General features: G+C 68.9%; 15 protein-coding genes and 1 pseudogene. 5 read left to right on the top strand and 11 right to left on the bottom strand.

What is annotated here, in order from left to right; all coding sequences use genetic code 11:
- Positions 1–4: 4 nt before the first annotated feature.
- On the top strand, positions 5–577 hold the full coding sequence (locus J5X75_RS08425) for a transglutaminase-like domain-containing protein (RefSeq protein ID WP_208466741.1): 573 nt from the start codon (positions 5–7) through the stop codon (positions 575–577).
- On the opposite strand, the gene J5X75_RS08420 is transcribed toward J5X75_RS08425, so the two are convergent.
- Both J5X75_RS08420 and J5X75_RS08415 read right to left on the bottom strand, forming a co-directional pair.
- Positions 578–1,153 (bottom strand): ATP-binding protein, encoded by a 576-nt coding sequence (locus tag J5X75_RS08420; protein ID WP_208466740.1) that lies wholly within the window; start codon positions 1,151–1,153, stop codon positions 578–580.
- A 116-nt stretch (positions 1,154–1,269) separates the two neighbouring features.
- Entirely contained in the window at positions 1,270–1,731 is a 462-nt protein-coding gene (locus tag J5X75_RS08415; RefSeq protein ID WP_208466739.1) for a hypothetical protein, read from the bottom strand.
- Positions 1,732–2,175: 444 nt separating this feature from the next.
- On the opposite strand from J5X75_RS08415, the gene J5X75_RS08410 reads away from it, so the two are divergent.
- Both J5X75_RS08410 and J5X75_RS08405 read left to right on the top strand, forming a co-directional pair.
- A complete protein-coding gene (locus J5X75_RS08410) occupies positions 2,176–2,397 on the top strand; it encodes a type II toxin-antitoxin system HicA family toxin (RefSeq protein WP_208466738.1) in 222 nt (73 codons plus the stop codon).
- A gap of 138 nt (positions 2,398–2,535) precedes the next feature.
- Positions 2,536–3,279 carry a hypothetical protein gene (locus tag J5X75_RS08405; RefSeq protein ID WP_208466737.1) on the top strand — a complete coding sequence of 248 codons (744 nt, stop codon included), beginning with the start codon at positions 2,536–2,538 and terminating at the stop codon, positions 3,277–3,279.
- 100 nt (positions 3,280–3,379) lie between these two features.
- Here the strand turns inward: J5X75_RS08405 and J5X75_RS08400 are convergent, their stop codons facing one another.
- The 3 genes and pseudogenes from J5X75_RS08400 to J5X75_RS08390 form a co-directional block, all read right to left on the bottom strand.
- Complete coding sequence (locus J5X75_RS08400; protein ID WP_208466736.1) at positions 3,380–3,985, bottom strand: GNAT family N-acetyltransferase; 606 nt, start codon at positions 3,983–3,985, stop codon at positions 3,380–3,382.
- Positions 3,982–5,486, bottom strand: a pseudogene (locus J5X75_RS08395) (APC family permease). The gene J5X75_RS08400 and the pseudogene J5X75_RS08395 overlap by 4 nt, the downstream one beginning before the upstream one ends.
- A 32-nt stretch (positions 5,487–5,518) precedes the next feature.
- The gene (locus J5X75_RS08390; RefSeq protein ID WP_208466735.1) at positions 5,519–6,229 is read right to left on the bottom strand and encodes a GOLPH3/VPS74 family protein; all 711 of its coding nucleotides are present in this window, start codon (positions 6,227–6,229) and stop codon (positions 5,519–5,521) included.
- Between the two features lie 497 nt (positions 6,230–6,726).
- Between J5X75_RS08390 and J5X75_RS08385 the strand changes: the two genes are divergently transcribed.
- On the top strand, positions 6,727–8,004 hold the full coding sequence (locus tag J5X75_RS08385; RefSeq protein ID WP_208466734.1) for a hypothetical protein: 1,278 nt from the start codon (positions 6,727–6,729) through the stop codon (positions 8,002–8,004).
- A 39-nt stretch (positions 8,005–8,043) separates the two neighbouring features.
- Positions 8,044–8,919 (top strand): phosphotransferase enzyme family protein, encoded by an 876-nt coding sequence (locus J5X75_RS08380; protein ID WP_208466733.1) that lies wholly within the window; start codon positions 8,044–8,046, stop codon positions 8,917–8,919.
- Between the two features lie 677 nt (positions 8,920–9,596).
- Here J5X75_RS08380 and J5X75_RS08375 read toward each other — a convergent pair.
- The 6 genes from J5X75_RS08375 to J5X75_RS08350 are packed head-to-tail and all read right to left on the bottom strand — an operon-like array spanning position 9,597 to position 14,914.
- A complete protein-coding gene (locus tag J5X75_RS08375) occupies positions 9,597–10,376 on the bottom strand; it encodes an aldo/keto reductase (RefSeq protein ID WP_208466732.1) in 780 nt (259 codons plus the stop codon).
- A gap of 24 nt (positions 10,377–10,400) precedes the next feature.
- Complete coding sequence (locus tag J5X75_RS08370; RefSeq protein ID WP_208466731.1) at positions 10,401–11,036, bottom strand: 3'-5' exonuclease; 636 nt, start codon at positions 11,034–11,036, stop codon at positions 10,401–10,403.
- Between the two features lie 26 nt (positions 11,037–11,062).
- Entirely contained in the window at positions 11,063–12,307 is a 1,245-nt protein-coding gene (locus tag J5X75_RS08365; RefSeq protein ID WP_208466730.1) for a hypothetical protein, read from the bottom strand.
- Entirely contained in the window at positions 12,304–12,819 is a 516-nt protein-coding gene (locus tag J5X75_RS08360) for a nucleoside-diphosphate kinase (RefSeq protein ID WP_307797984.1), read from the bottom strand. The genes J5X75_RS08365 and J5X75_RS08360 overlap by 4 nt, the downstream gene beginning before the upstream one ends.
- Positions 12,816–13,820 (bottom strand): thymidylate synthase, encoded by a 1,005-nt coding sequence (locus J5X75_RS08355; RefSeq protein WP_208466728.1) that lies wholly within the window; start codon positions 13,818–13,820, stop codon positions 12,816–12,818. Before J5X75_RS08355 ends, J5X75_RS08360 begins: the two co-directional genes overlap by 4 nt.
- Positions 13,817–14,914, bottom strand: a complete 1,098-nt coding sequence (locus tag J5X75_RS08350) for a CgeB family protein (RefSeq protein ID WP_208466727.1) — start codon at positions 14,912–14,914, stop codon at positions 13,817–13,819. Before J5X75_RS08350 ends, J5X75_RS08355 begins: the two co-directional genes overlap by 4 nt.
- Positions 14,915–15,153 lie beyond the last annotated feature (239 nt).

Raw genomic sequence — 15,153 nt, 5'->3', positions numbered from 1 at the left:
AGAAATGGATCTTCGAGCTGGCGACCCCGCGCGATATCTCGGCGCCGACGACATCGTCGAGACCAACCATCCGGGGGTACGCGCGCTGGCCGCCGAACTACGCGCGGCCCACCCCTCCGACGCGGACTTCGCACGGGCCGCCTTCGAGTGGGTGCGGGACCGGGTCCAGCATTCGATCGACGCGCAGGACCCGCGGGTCACGCTCACCGCGAGTGAGGTGCTCGACGCCCGGGTCGGGCTGTGTTACGCCAAGTCGCACCTGCTGGCGGCGGTCACCCGGGCCGGTGGCGTTCCCACCGGACTGTGCTACCAGCGGCTGGCCGGCGAGTCCGGGCCGGTGCTGCACGGGCTGGTCGCCGTCCACCTCGACGGCCGGTGGCACCGGCAGGATCCGCGCGGCAACCGGCCCGGCATCGACGCGCGGTTCCGGCTCGGCGAGGAGCGGCTCGCCTTCCCGGCCGGCGAGGGGGATCTGCCCGAGGTGCACGTGTCGCCGTCACCCGCCGTGGTCGCCGCGCTGCGTGGCACCGACGACGTGCTGGAGCTGTGCCGTGCCGGGCTGCCCGCCGAACCCTGATCAGACGGTGGCCAGCTGGAAATGGGCGATGGCGATTTCGGCCACCTCGGCGGGTTCGAGACGGGTGTTGTCGATCCGCAGGTAGTCGGGGCGGCCGTCGAAGCGGCCGCCGGAGTTGAGGTCGTACCGCTCGTCCAGGGCGAGCAGGTTGCGCCGGGAGGCGTCCCGATCCCGTTTGGACGGCTTCTCGGCCAGCCGGGACGCGCCCTCGTTGCGCCGTAGCCGCTCCTGCTGGGCGGCCTCCAGCTCCAGGTGCAGCACCCGGCCGCCGCGACTGCGGAACGGCTCGGCGTACCGGATGATCGCCTGCTCGTCCGCCGGTTCGTCGAACGCCCACACGTAGGTGAAGATCAGGCCGGGCAGGTCGCTGGCCGCCACCTCCTCGACGATCTCCCGGCGGAAACCCTCCACCAGCCGGTGGAACGGCGGGCTGCCGAACGGGAAGAAGCGCAGCACCGGCTCGATCGCCAGATGGTTGTGGAACAGCCGCAACCCGGTCCGGGCCGCGATCCGCTCGCCCACGGTCATCTTCCCGACGGCGGGTGGCCCGACGATGAACAGCAGCGTTCCGGTCACGGGCGCAAAGATACCGATGATCTGCGGCGGAGCCGGCCAGCGGCCGCAGATGCACCTCCGAACGGGTGGGTCCGGTCGCTTCGCCACGGCGCCGGGCGGTCCCGGTCACACCGGGCCTATTCGGAGGCCGGCCAGGGCAGATCGGGGACGCTCTCGGCCGGGCGCAGCAGACCGATGACCAAGGTCAATGCGACCACGTTGGCCACGAAGAGCACGCCGGTGATCATGGTGACCCGGTTCGGTAGGTCGTACCGCAGCGCCAGGGCGCCCAGGCCGGCCACTCCGACAATGATCAGGGCAGTGACCACACAGCCGGTCAGGTGGGCCGCCGGGGTACGCACGCCCGCGACCAGAGTGGCCACGACCGGGCAGCTCAGGGCCGTCAGCGCGGACCCGGCCAGAAGGACGGGAACGCCGTGGCCGGGCACGGACTCGGCGCCGGTCATGGCCAGGTACAACGGCAGGATCAGGGCCGAGGCGATGGTCGTCGCCAGGGCGGCGACGGCGTCGGCGGCGAGGACGACCGCCACGAGGACCGCGGACGCCGAGATCAGACCGCGCTGACTTTGCTGGAACACCCGCGGAACGTAACAGCGCTCCCCGCCTCGTCGTGGTCTCCGTCCGCCACCTACACGACTCCTGCACAGTCTGATCGCAAACGTATCCGCGCGGACGGTCCACACCGCGACACCCATCGGCGACGCAGGCGAACGGATCCGGTTCGCGCAATGCCTCCCTGGGGGGACGTTGCACCATGCGAACCACCTGACCATCGTCGCCGTCGTCCACTGCCAGGACGTTTGACCAGCTCACGAGGCAGAAAAGTGCTGTCGGCGTACCCTGACCACTGATCACCGAACCGCGCTAGGGTGGCCACGTGGCCGAATCTCGCACGGTAACCTGGAAGCGCACGGGGAAGGCGACACCGAGGAAGCCGCACTCGAGGATGTCCGCGAGGCGCTGACCGACCTCGTCGAGGAGTTCGGTGTACCGCGCGAGCTCTCCATCACCGTCGCGGCCTGATGCCTCCGCTACCATCCGTCTCTGGCACACGCATCGTCCGCGCATTGGAACGACATGGCTTCAAGGTCGCAAGAGTGGCTGGCAGCCACCACATCATCTTGCAACACCCGGACGGACGTGGAACCACTGTGCCAGTGCACCGCAACCGCGACGTCGCCAAAGGAACCCTGCGCGGCATTCTCAACGACGTCGGCATGACAATCGACCAACTCGCCCCCTGATCTCGTCCTCCCCCAGGACGGATGCACCGCAGCCACGGCGATCGGAGGCCGGGCCAGCAAGACGATCAAGAGGGCAACCGCTACCGCACATCCAGTCGATGCGGTTACCACTGGAACGCGACCCTTACTCTCGCGATAATGACCTTCGATGCACTGTCGGACGTTGAACTACAACGCTTCGAACACGACGTCCTTCACCGGCCCGAAGAAGCGCGGAAGACGTTGACCAAGTGGGCTGGCCTCGTGTGGTACCAGGATAGATACGGCGAGCGATATGGAGTTCCGTCCCCGGATCCATCCGGCGTTGCCCTCACTCGCGAACGTCTCCATGCGGTGATAAGAGCCAGGCTGCCCCATCTCAACTCCGAGATCGGCAACGGGCGATCATGTGACTGCCGCTATCTGAAGGTCGCCATTGCAGCGTTCGACCGGGAGCGGCTTGCAACCACCCAGCGGCGATACGTCACCGCTTCCACCGCTGCGATAAGCTGCGTGTTCGCGACAGCCGCACTGGTGTTGGCTTTCTGGTTTCTCGATGATGCGACTTCGCTGACGTCGGACCGGGCGTTCGGATTCATCGCTGGAGTATCGGGCGGCCTGGTGGTGGCCACAATCCAGCTCGTTTTCGCGATCACGACCGGACTGACCGAGCGCGTCGCTCAGACCGTCGAATGGGCGGGCTTCCACCCTGACAGCGACTGGCATCTACTCGGAACTCTCAATCCACGGCATCGGCGCATGCTGCGTCATGCCCACCTGCGCCGCGCTGCGGAAGTGGTGCTCCGGCCATCGCCGCATGCACCGGCCAGCACATCACCACCGGCTCGGAGTCTTACTACACGTCTGAGCCGCGCATATCGGGCGTTCAGATCCAACAACTAGGACGGGATCTCGGCGTGACGATTGCGGTGGTCGACCTTCCTCTCGAGGTTCGGGAGAGGGTGCGGGCGGCGCAGCAGCGTCAGTACCGGTAGCTACTTGCTCATTCACCTGTTGATGGGCGCCGCATCGGGTACAGCCGTGGTCCACCCGGGAGATGGAACGCTGGCTGTGGAAGGTAGCCGTGCCGGGCGTAGAGGCGCCGGTTTCGTGGTCCGGTGGCTCCCAGGTAGGCCTCTGTCCGGGTCCCATCGAGTTGATCGTGGCGATGACACAGCAGGGCGCTCCCATCCCCACGTCGCTGCCGGTTCGGGTGGACGGCAAGGAAGGCCAGATAGAAGTGCGGCTGGCCGTACGGTTGATGGTCGTTCATGGCCTGGTCGAGGGCGGCAACCCGAGGCCGGAATCGGCCGACGGCTTCCGCGAGTCGCTGCGAGTAATCCGGCAGCTCCGGGAGCGGTTCGCCAGCGATGGGGTACCAGATGGAGACGGCTGCGGCGTCCGTGGTCATGTCGATCTGCCCGTGGGTGATGGCGTGTTCGACGTGCAGGGCGAAGTAGCGCGGGCAAATGCGGGCGCGGGTGTCGAGGTGCGGGATGAGCCAGTCGGCGAGGTCGCCGTGCAGGAATGCCTCGGCCAGCAGTTCGCTAATCGTTCGTGGATCGGCGGAAGGCGCGGTGCAGATGGCCGGCTGTGGCTGGGTGGTCATTGTGATCGCCGTCCGGCCCGTGTCGGCGGTCGAAGGTCGAGGGTGGCGCTGTTGGCGCCGCGTCCGATTGCCGCGTACGCCGGTGGCCTGGTGTTCTTGAGGACGAGTGCCCACCCGATCCCGGCGCCCGCGGCGACGGCGTAGCTGGTGGGGAGTTGCCAGCGCAGGTTGGAGGTGGGGTCGACGCCGAGCAGGGTGGCGAACTCGTCGAGCGTCACGAGCAGCACCAGGGCGAGCCCGACAGCGGCGGTGAACGGGGCGAGCAGGGTGCGTCCGGCGCCGAGGTGGTCGCGGTTCCGGGTGCGGTGAAGTAGGCGGCGACCGCGGCGGAGGTGGCGGTCATGAGGATGAGCACGCCGAGGCCGCCGAGGACGGTGAGCCAGAAAAACAGCCGGACGATCGGGTCCCAGCCGGCGATGGCGTAGACGGCCAGCACGATCGCCGCGAGTCCGGTCTGCACGAGTGACCCGGTCAGCGGTGCCCGCGAGCGAGGGCTGGTGCGGCCGAGGATCGCGGGTAGGACGCCTTCGCGGCCGAGGGCGAAGAAGTATCGGGCGGCGGTGTTGTGGAAGGCCAGCAGCGCGGCGAACAGGCTGGCGACGAAGAGTAGGTGCCCGAGGACGACGGCGGTCTGCCCGAAGACGGGCGCAACCAGGGTGAAGATCAGTTCGGTGCCCTGAGCGCGGGCCTGTTCGACGATGTGGGTGGGGCCGGTGGCCACCGACATGGCCCAGGCGCAGAAGGCGTAGAGCAGGCCGATGATGGTCAGGGCCAGGTAGGTAGCGCGGGCGACGGTCGTGTGCGGGTCTCTGGATTCCTCGCTGAACACGGCGGTGCCTTCGAAGCCGACGAATCCGGCGATGGCTACCGCGAGGGCGGCCCCGATCCCGGCGGTGAGCACGTTGCCCGGATCGAGGGTGGCGAACGAGACGCCGCCGGCTGCGGGATGGGTGACCTGGACAGCGGCGAAGATCGCGGCGACGGCGATCTCGGCGACCAGCAGGGTGGCCAGGATGCGGCTGTTGAGGTCGATGCGGCGTACGCCGAGCAGGCCGACGATCGCCCACGCCGTGTAGGCGCATAGCCACCAGGGCAGGTCCAGGCCGGTGCGGTCGTCGAGGAACTGGGCGAGGACGGCGCCGAAGCCGCCGTAGAGGCCGATCTGCATGGTGTTGTAGGCCAGCACGGCGACGAACGCGGCGCCTACGCCGACGGGTTTGCCCAGGCCGTGGGTGATGTAGGTGTAGAAGGCGCCGGCGTTGAGCACGCGCCGGGACATGGTGACGTAGCCGATCGAGAAGACGGCGAGCAGCAGGGCGACGAGCACGTACGCGATCGGGATGCCGGTGATCCCGGTGACGGCGAACCCGGTGCTCGCGCCGCCCGCGACGACGGTGAGCGGGGCGGCGGCCGCCATCACCGTGAACACCAGCGGCCACACGCCCAGACGACTACGCGCGAGGGTAGCGCTGACCGTGTCGGCGGAATGCTGAGCAGGCATGCAGAAATCCCCTTCGAGCAGGTCGGATCGGGTCAGCGGCGGGTGATGATCGCGTCGCCGACGGCGGCCTCGGTGTGGGCCAGCAGTTCCCGGACCGGGGCCGGAGCGTTGACGACGGCGGCGCGGAGCCCGGCTTCCAGGTCGGCGGCGTGGCCGAGCAGCACCGTCCGGTACAGGTCGGTGGCTAGGATCAGGCCGCCGAGGACGGTGTCGAACCTGTCCAAGGGTCGGCCCTTCTGGAGGCGCCCGGAGAGGCGGGCCCAGGGCCAGGCGGCGGTGTTCATGTCGGTGGGCACATAGCGCACCCGCCGCCCGAGCAGTCGTCGCTCGGTCGTCCTGCGGAGATGTCCGGCCCGAGTGAGCCGATCGGCGACGTCGTGGTGGGCGGTCCGGGCGAGATAGGCCAGCCAGGTCCGGACCGGCAGGGCGGCTCGTTCGGCGGCCAGCCGATCCAGAGTCGAGTGCGCGAGCGCGTCGATCGGCGGCGCCGTGTCCACGATGATCACCTGACCACCCGGTACAGCGAGCCGTCGCGCCAGCACCAGCTCGGCCAGCAAGGCGGCGGCCAGGCCCAGGCCGGTGACGTGCTGGTCGAGCAGCGGCCGCCCGTCGTGGTCACGGTGAGCGAGGCGGAACAGGTCGTCAGCGACCAGCGGCCAGGTCGGCCGTCGCGGACCGGTTTGCCACGATGCGGCCACGGCATGCCGGCCTCGGGCCGTCGCGACATCGTCGATGTACGCCATGAGCGGGTCCCGTCTACCGATGCGGGTGGCCGCTGGCGAGTTCCAGGTGGCTGGGTGACGTGGTGTGCATGGTTGCCTCCTCAGGGGTCGCGATATCTGTGGGGTGCGGCCCCGAGACGCGTGGTGGTAGCGGATGCCGGGCGTGGTAGGGGGACCTACGCGGCATCGCCCGCCATGTGCGTCTCGGGGCCTTACCGGTGCGCCGCTGACCAGCCCGGACGTTCTCGGGTGACGTCGGCGATCACGGCGGCGCGCATCGACGATCCCGTGCCGGTGGTACGGCCGGAAGGACCACGCTGGGGGCGCACCGCGGACCCCACCACGCGGTCCCGGTCGGCGCCGGAACTGGTGGGTGCGGTGTCGCCCGATGGTGCGACCTCACCGTGAGTGCCCATGGTGGGTGAACCGCACCGGCATCGTTGAGATCACCAGATTTCGATGCCACGCTGGATCGATGGCCTGGCCGTACGGGGCTGGTGGTGACGGGAGGTGTACCGGTGCGCGTCGAGATCGACCCGACCTGGTGGGTGTCGGGTTCCTGGGAAGGTCGGCCGATCCGCGACTTCCTGGAGCGCCGCGACGTCACGTCCATCTTCCGGTTCCTGCACGCCCGCGGCGTCTCGTACGGCGCCATCGGCGGGCTGGTGGGTATCTCTCCGAACCGGGCCGCCGAGATCGCCAAGAATCGTCGACAGGTCACCGCATACGAAGTCCTCGAACGCGTCGCCGTCGGCCTGCGCATCCCCCGGGCCGTCATGGGGCTGGGCTGTGAGCCCGCCTCGGCGGGTCCCTCCGAACCTGACGCCCCTACCGTCGGGCTGGCAACGCTGCGCGCCCAACTGGACGAGGCGCTGGCATCCTCGACGGTGACCGCGGACCAGCTGGAGATGATTGAAGAGGCGACTCACGATCATGTCCGGAGCTATTTGTCCTCCCCGCCGTTGACGGTGCTGCGGGACATTGCCACCGAGTGCGCTGAGGTGCTCACTTTGTCGCGGCGGCGGCAACCCGCCGCGGTCCAAGCCCGGCTGTCGGCCGCCGCAGCGTTACTGGCCGCCCTGTCCGCTGACGCCCTGCTCCGGCTCGGCGACGCCACCCACGCCCGGCTCTGGTACCGCACGGCAGCGGTGGCCTCCGACGACAGCGGCCGAACTCGGCTGCGGGTGCTGGTTCGGGCGCATGCCGCGATGCTTCCCTACTACTTCGGCGACCCGCGGCAGACCGTTGCCCTGGCCGACCAGGCGCTCGCGCTGTCCACGACGCCATGCCCGCTGACCGCTCTGGCTGCGGCCGCCCGAGCCAGGGCGCTGGCCCGTATCGGCGCCACCGATCAGGCACGAACCGCGATGTTGCAGGCGCGCCATCTGTTCGACCAGGCGGGCGAGAGCGATACGAATGCGGCATTCGAGTTTCCGGAACGACGCCTGCTGTTCTACCTGTCCGGGACCGCCGCTTGGGCGGGCGACCTGCCGACCGCCTACCACCTGCAGGACGAGGCGCTCACGCTCTACCGGGCCAGCCCCGTGCCCGCGATCGATCCGGCACTTATCCAGATGGACCGATCGATGTGCCTGGCCCGTGAACACCGGACCAGCGAAGCCGCGGCGGTGGCCCGTGAGGCCGTCTCCTGCCTGCCCGAACCGCAGCGGACCGAGATCGTCCTGTCTCGGGCGCGTGACGTTGTCGCCACCGTCCCCGCCGACCAGCGGCAAGGCGCCGTTATCGAGTTGGACGACTACCTGCGCGAGTGCGGCCGACGGGCAGCTCTAACCTGAGTCGGGTAAGGGCACCACACCCGGCCGTCAGGAGCGTCCATGTTCGTCGAGGAACGGACCCGACCGGTGCTCGACGAGATCTGCCACCTCATCGACCGTTCCTCCCACGAGGCGGTTCTGCTCCGGCACCACACGAACGCGGTGTACGCCGTGGGCGACGTGGTGGTCAAGATCTCCCCGCCAGCGGTCCCCCTCGACCGGGTACGCCGGGTCGTCGATCTCGTGGAATGGCTGCAGGACCAGGACTTTCCGACCGTCCCGCTGCACCCCGGCGTACCGCAACCGCTGGACGTCGACGGGCACGCCGTCACCGTGTGGCAGCGGCTCGACGCCTCCATCACGCAGCCGATCACCACCGCCGAACTCGGTCACTTGATTCGTCGCCTGCACGCCCTGCCCCTGCCGCCGACAGGCGTGCCCACAGCGCTCGACCCGATCACCGGGATCCGCCGCTCGATCGAGGCCTCCACGATCCTCACCGGCGACGACCGTGAACTGCTGGTTCGCCGCCTTCACGACCTCGCACCGGTCTGGGACACGACCATGCCGTTCGGCAGCGGCCTCATCCAGTCCGACCCGCAGGTCCGCAACGCCCTACGCCGCGACGACGGCACACCCGTTCTGGCCGACTGGGACAGCGCCTCCACCGGACCCCGCATGTGGGACATCGCCACCGTGGCCGTTCACTGCCGCCGCTTCGGAAGCCACGACTTCGGCGACTTCGTCACCGCATATGGACGCGACCCCCGCGACTGGGACCGCTTCGAGGACCTCTGCCTGCTCCGCGAGCTCCAGATGATCGCCACCAATGCCCGCAAATCAGCGCCCGGCAGCCCCGCCGCGGCCGAAGTCCACCATCGCATCGCAGGCCTCCGCGAAGACCTGCAGGAACTGACCGCCTGGAGCATCCTGTAGTACGCCCTGACGGGTGCGCGGAGCCGCCCGAAACCGGTGGCCGCTGGACTGTTGATCAGTCACGATCCCGTGGTGAGCAGCTTCCCCGCGCAGGCCCGCCGTGTACGCGATGTGCAACTCCCGTTACAGCGGCGACTGTATGCGTTGCGGGAGTGCACCCTGCACTGCTCTCCGTACGGCTTCCGGGCAACCTGGCATCATCTCGTCGTTTTCGCCGGTGTCCCCCGCCAGCTCGACGCCGACCCGGGATCCCTCGTTCGGGCGGTCGCCGAGTTGGAGCAGGTACGGCAGGTGGTTCTGCCACGCGCTGTGGCTTACGCGCAGCAGCGACGCCGGGAGAAGTCGGCCGGCCTGCGCGTTCCCCGGTCAGCGGCCCCGTGGAACTCTTGGGGCTGGTCCGGGATCGCCTACTGTCCGGATCCCGTTCGTCATCCGGCCGGTCCGCTCGCGGCCGTGGTCCGCCGCGTTCTCGATGGTTTCGCCTCCGGCAATGACACGGCTTGCCTGGCATGTGGCACCGAACGCCGCAGGCCAGGTCGCCTCTGCCCAACGTGTGGCGTCCACCCGGATGGCCGCGCCGCGCGATGGCGGACTACGTACACGGACGTGCCCTGGGATCGAATCTGGCGTCGGGATCTGCCGGACGGCTTCGCCCGAGACGGGGCGTGACCTGCGGTTCAGGCCAGGAGAACCGTGCTGTTCTCGTTCAGGTGCCGAAGGGAATGGGTTCCCGGGATGGTGAGCAGGGCCGGGGATCGCCCAAGCAGCCGACGGAGGATGTCCTGGGCTCGCGCGGCGTGATCGCTCGCAGGTAATCGAGCAAGATCTGCGCCTGCTCGAAACGGCTGGTGGGCGATGTAGGCGAGTCCGTGCCGCTCGGCGTAGGCAAGGACGGGGTCGTCAGTGTCGACGCTGTGCTGGTTCTGCACGGCCGCGATAACCGTGTGGCTGCGGGCCTTTTCGACCTGGTCGATGGTGACCTTCGAGAGGCCGAGGTGGCGGATTTTGCCTTCTTGTCGGAGGTCGTCGAGGGCGCCGAGTTGGTCGGCAAGGGGCATGGCTGGGTCGATGCGGTGCAGGTAGTACAGGTCGATGCGGTCGACGGCGAGGCGGCGGAGGCTGAGTTCGACGCATTGGCGCAGGTATTCGGGCCGGCCGCAGGGTGTCCACTGGTTGGGTCCGGGCCGCAGCATGCCGCCCTTGGTGGCGATGACGAGATGGTCCGGGTAGGGGTGCAGGGCCTGGCGGATGAGGTCTTCGACGGTGTGTGGTCCGTAGGCGTCGGCGGTGTCGAGGTGGTCGATGCCGAGGTCGTGGACGGCGTGGCGCAGGATCCGTAGGGCGTTGCCGGTGTCAGCGGGTGGTCCCCAGTGTCCGGGGCCGGTGAGTTGCATGGTGCCGTAGCCGATGCGGCGCACGGGCATGTCGCCGCCGATGGTGACGGTGAGCGGTTCCATCGTGCGGTTTCCTCTCGGCGCGGTTCAGTCGAAGAGCGTCGCCTGCGCCGCCGGGGTGGTCTTGGGGCCGGGTGGGGCGGCGACAGCGAGCAGGTCGTCGAGGCTCGGATCGCCGGTCCAGTGCTGCTGGATGAGGGTGTCGAGCAGGAGGGAGGCGCCGATGGTGTCCCAGAGGGCGCGGTGGGGTCGGCTGGCTGGGGCGACGGCGTTGACGGCGTCGGTGAGCCGGTGGCGGGCGAGCAGCTCGGTGAGGCTGTTCTTGCCGGTGGCGGGCAAGGCTTTGGCGAGGCGGTGGGTGTCGATGAGTCCGGCGATGCTGATCGAGGGGCAGCGGCGGTACAGCAGCCGCCAGTCGACGCCGATCTTGTGTCCGACTAGGTAGGCGCCGTCGAGTCGGCGGGCCAACTGCGGTTCGACGTCGTCGAGGGTCGGCGCACCGGACAGGGCGGTGCCGGCGAGTCCGGGTGAGATCCAGGGTCGGGCGGGGATGGGGCGACCGGGATCGATGAGGGTGGCGTAGGCGGTTGCCGCATCGGGTCGGCCAGCGATGAGACGGACGGCGGCGATCTCCAGGATGGCTTCCTGGTCACCGTCCTGGGCGCCGCTGCCTTCGAGGTCGAGGGCGACCAGGTTGGTCGCCTCCCGCCAGGTCGTTTCCATGACACCGCCTACGCCGTACGAATGGATCAGTCGTCATTGAAGCGGGCCGCGTGCGCGAACCGGGCCCGCACCTGGTCGAACGCGTCAGCCTGATCCTCGGATGTGCCGTGGCCGGTCAGTGATCGGCCGTGGGCGTGCAGGAAGTGCGGCTGGTCGAGTTCCCAGATCTGGAATTGCAGGGTGTGCTGCAGAGCGTAGCGGCGTTGTTCGCCGAGGCCGTGGGTCCAGACGTGGCCGTCCTCGATGAGGAAGTCGCTGTCGTACCCGAAGCGGTCGAGGACCTCGCGCATGTCCTGCCCGGTCGGTGGGCGGTAGGCGTCGGCGCAGCGTTTCTGCTGGTCGAAGGGGCAGATGTCGCAGATCTCTCGTACACCCCAGTGGCCGTTGTAGTCGGCGGCTTGGTGGGCGTAGGCGACGCCGCAGGAGGTCTTGCGAAACAGCGGGGTGGTGATGCCGGAGGCGCGCCAGGCGGCGACGACGCGGGCGTCCAGGTCGTGCGGCATGGTCTTGCGACGGTGGAACTCGTCTTCGCCGTACGGAACGCTGACACCTTGTTCTTGCAGGTAGGCAGCGTTCTCCGCCTTGTGGTAGAGGCCGGTGAAGACGATCGCGTCGACGTCGCGGCCGATGTCGAGGACGTGGGCCATGGTCTGGTCGCCGTCGTTCCAGCCCGGGGTGATCGGCCGCCAGTAGAGGATGACGCCGGTGCGCTCGCGGTGCTGGACCGCGGTGCGGATCGAGGTGACGGTGGTGGCGGTCTTGGCGATCGGTTCGATCCGGGGGTCGGTGATCCCGGAGTAGGTGAACAGCAGCGTGACCCGCAGATGGCGCAGCTGTTCGAGGGTGGCCATGTCGGCGGCGGTGACCTTGAACCGGGTGATGATCAGGGCCTGGTTGGTGTAGCCGCGCTCGTCGAGGCTGCGCAGCACCTGGAACAGGTGTGGTTTGACGCCGGGCAGGAACGGGTCGGTGGCCTTGTTGAACAGCTGGATCGGGGTGACGTGCGGCTGGAACGCCTCGTGGCCGATCAGGTCTTCGATCGCCTGCTCGGTTGAGACGAGCAGTTGGGGCTGTTTGACATCGAAGTTGCCCCAGAAGTGGCGTACGCAGTATCCGCAGTCCAGCGGGCAGCCGATGATGTGGTTGAGCGACAGGCCGCTCTTGCGGTAGCCGACATACTGCGCCATGTACGGGTCCAGGCCGGCTTGCAGTTCGTCCGGCATGAAGCGCAGTGTTCTCGGGCCGATGTCGAGGTTCGGGGTGGCGGTCATAGAGGGTCTCCGTTCGAGGGGCGCGGGGCACGGAGCAGGTGCTTCTTGGCCGGGCCGTACCAGATGCCGAAGTCTCGGGGCACGACCTCGGTGCTGTCGGAGCTGTGGATGAGGTTGTCGACCAGCCGGCCTTCGGCCATCGCCTTGTCGAGGCTGTCGGCAGCGAACCGGCCGCGAATGGTGTCCAGTCCTGCGGCGGCCGGGTCGGTCGGGCCGAGCAGCCGCCGCAGCCGTGGCGCGGCATTGGGTCCGTAGCCGAGGGCGACGGCGGCCTGCCGGCCGACGTAGATGCGCCGCAGTTCAGCGGGCACATCCCGGCCGAGTTGCGCGGACAGCGGCAGGATGTCGGCGTAGTGCGTGAAGATCTGTTCCTCGGTGGGAAAGACGTAGCAGACATCGACCACCTGAAGTTGCTGCTCGACGGCGGTCAGGACCGGGCCGAGCAGGTCACGGGCGAGGCAGTCGGGCTTGAGCAGGATCACCGTCCACCAGCGCCAGCCGTCGGAGTTCACGGCATGCCGATCCGGTCGGGCCAGCGGGCGGCCATCAGCCACCGGTTGCCTGCGGTCAGGGCTGCGGTGATGCCAGCGGTGACCGGGTCGCCGATGTGCCGGATCTGCCGGTACGCCTCGAACAGCAGCAGCACCTGCCGCCAATAGCCGGACACCGGAATCCGAGCGACCGCATCGACGGTCAGCGTGGTGCCGCCATGACGGATCGCCTGCTCCCACCACAACACGGTCGCCAACTCCTCCGGCGAAGTGTCCGGCATCTCCGAGCAGGGGAACATCGGAGCCGGCGCCCGGTCGGCTTCGGCCAGGATCGCCTCCACCCTGGCGGCGTCGAGGACGTTGATGTGCATCGACCCGACGTGGTGGGTGTACGTGCCGACGTCGACACCGAGACGACGGGCGGCCAGCTCTTGGATCATGGTGAACGAGAAGGTGTCGCACAGCAGGCCGATGAGTGCGTCGTTGCCGCGCATGGAGGCGGTCGCGTGCAACCGGCCATCGCGCAGCAGGAACTGCAGCGCGAGAGTGCAGGCCACATCCGGGTTCCCCGAATCGACAAGCTCATCGGGCCGCATGACGAGCATGGCGGCACGCTTGCTGTCCGGGTCGTGTCGGAGCAGGTCGATGACCCGGTCGAACTGTGACCGGCCGTCGGTGCCGTCGGCGGCGAACAGGCGCGGTCCGTAGGCGGTGCCGGTCAGCCGGATACCGTCGGCGGAGAGCTTCTCCAGTCGCGGCGCGTAATAGCCGATCATGGCGAGGTCGTCGCGCCCGGACAGGTACCACAGCGCCTCGGCGTAGTTGAAGACGATGTTCGTGCGCCGAGCTACCAGGTACGGCGATCGGCGGATCGGGTCGGTGAGCTGGAAGCTGATGTTCGGGACCTCCACGGCGTCCTTGCCGCGGCCTCGGGTGTCGTACTCCGGCTGGTCGTGGATGCGGCGCAGCACCGCCACGTACGCGTCGCCGAAGGTGTCGAAGGTGGCCGGGGTGAGCGTCATCGCGATCTCCTCGCCGCCGGCATGCCGAGCGTGTACAGGCTGTCGAGCAGGACCGCGACCTGGGTGCTGAGCCGGTATGGCTCCAAAAGGCGCAGGCACGCTCGGATCAGGTCCCGGTGGGCCGGCGTCCCGGCGATCGACCGTAGCCAGCGCAGCTTCTCGACGACCTCGCGTCCGTCGCGGACATGCAGTTGCGGTGGCGTGAACCGGTCGGCGGCCACCGTGTCGGCCGGGGTCAGCGGCAGGCAGCCCTGGGTGACGGCCTCGAACAGCCGTGACGTCTGATGCCCAACCGTGCGGTAGCGCTCCGGCAGTAACAACACCGTCGCCAGCGCCCCGCGGTGGATGTCGGCGACCTCGTCGAAGCCGCAGCGACCAGTGAAGTTCACGTGCGGCCAGGGCCCGATGTCCGTCCACTTCCCGGCCACTCGGTGAGTCACCTGGGCGGCGGCTGGCGCGAAGAACCGGTCGAACGCGTCGTCGCGGCCGTACTGGTTCCCGACGTACACCAGCGACACCGGCCGCTCCGCTGCCGCGAGCCGATACGAGTCGGCGTGGTCGAGCAGCGTGTCAGGGACCGGGCAGGGCAGCGTGAACGCGCCCGGCGTGGGATGCAGCGCGTACTCCCCGACGCGCACGTTCGCCCGCGCCCGCAGCGGGTCATCGCCTGGTAGTCGCCGGTCCATGTCCCAGATCACCGTCGGTGTGGCCAGGCCGATCGTGTAGTGCTCGATCAGCTCCCGCTGCCGATGCAGGTCGCAGGTGTGACCCGGCGCCCCGCACGCGGTGGTGTTGCGGCCCGGCAGCGGCCACCGCCATTCGAACACCAACGCGTCCAGCTCCGGCAAACCGGCAGCGAACCGGTACCGGTCGTCCAGATCGGCCCCAGCCTCCAACCGGTCCCGGTCGGCCTGCATCAGCACGACCTCGTTCCCCGCGGCTTGGAGCGCGTCGACCACCGCACGGCGGTAGGCACGTGCCCCGTCGGGAGTGTCCAAGACCCCTTCGGTCAGGAAACCCCATGCGCTGTAGCCGATCCGCCTCCCGGCGGCAGGCGACACCACTTGTCGGCGAATCGTGGAAGAGATGGTCATCGGCGCCTCCTGCCGGAGCGGGCGGTTACGTAGCCCGACAATCACGCGCCGCTCAACTCGGCCGAAAGAACCCGCTGAGACCCCATCCAGTACCCCCACCATGGGTGCGCTCTGCCGACAGCCATCCCAGCAGCAGGTTGGGGGCCGCCTGGTTGACCTCCGCGAACTCGGCGCCGAACTTGTTGTTCAGTGGCGCACGGAAAGACTTCATTGGCAAAGGACATCTGGCCGTCCGACCA

It is taken from the genome of Actinoplanes flavus (genome assembly GCF_017592555.1).
Lineage (GTDB): Bacteria > Actinomycetota > Actinomycetes > Mycobacteriales > Micromonosporaceae > Actinoplanes > Actinoplanes flavus.
This window is presented reverse-complemented; position numbering and strand designations above follow the sequence as displayed.

What these genes read in the sequence shown, in the direction of transcription:
- J5X75_RS08425 (WP_208466741.1), top strand. Translation starts at nt 5, where the DNA reads ATGGATCTTCGAGCTGGCGACCCCGCGCGATATCTCGGCGCCGACGAC.
- J5X75_RS08410 (WP_208466738.1), top strand. Translation starts at nt 2,176, where the DNA reads ATGCCTCCGCTACCATCCGTCTCTGGCACACGCATCGTCCGCGCATTG.
- J5X75_RS08405 (WP_208466737.1), top strand. Translation starts at nt 2,536, where the DNA reads ATGACCTTCGATGCACTGTCGGACGTTGAACTACAACGCTTCGAACAC.
- J5X75_RS08400 (WP_208466736.1), bottom strand. Translation starts at nt 3,985, where the DNA reads ATGACCACCCAGCCACAGCCGGCCATCTGCACCGCGCCTTCCGCCGAT.
- J5X75_RS08390 (WP_208466735.1), bottom strand. Translation starts at nt 6,229, where the DNA reads ATGGCGTACATCGACGATGTCGCGACGGCCCGAGGCCGGCATGCCGTG.
- J5X75_RS08380 (WP_208466733.1), top strand. Translation starts at nt 8,044, where the DNA reads ATGTTCGTCGAGGAACGGACCCGACCGGTGCTCGACGAGATCTGCCAC.
- J5X75_RS08375 (WP_208466732.1), bottom strand. Translation starts at nt 10,376, where the DNA reads ATGGAACCGCTCACCGTCACCATCGGCGGCGACATGCCCGTGCGCCGC.
- J5X75_RS08370 (WP_208466731.1), bottom strand. Translation starts at nt 11,036, where the DNA reads ATGGAAACGACCTGGCGGGAGGCGACCAACCTGGTCGCCCTCGACCTC.
- J5X75_RS08365 (WP_208466730.1), bottom strand. Translation starts at nt 12,307, where the DNA reads ATGACCGCCACCCCGAACCTCGACATCGGCCCGAGAACACTGCGCTTC.
- J5X75_RS08355 (WP_208466728.1), bottom strand. Translation starts at nt 13,820, where the DNA reads ATGACGCTCACCCCGGCCACCTTCGACACCTTCGGCGACGCGTACGTG.
- J5X75_RS08350 (WP_208466727.1), bottom strand. Translation starts at nt 14,914, where the DNA reads ATGACCATCTCTTCCACGATTCGCCGACAAGTGGTGTCGCCTGCCGCC.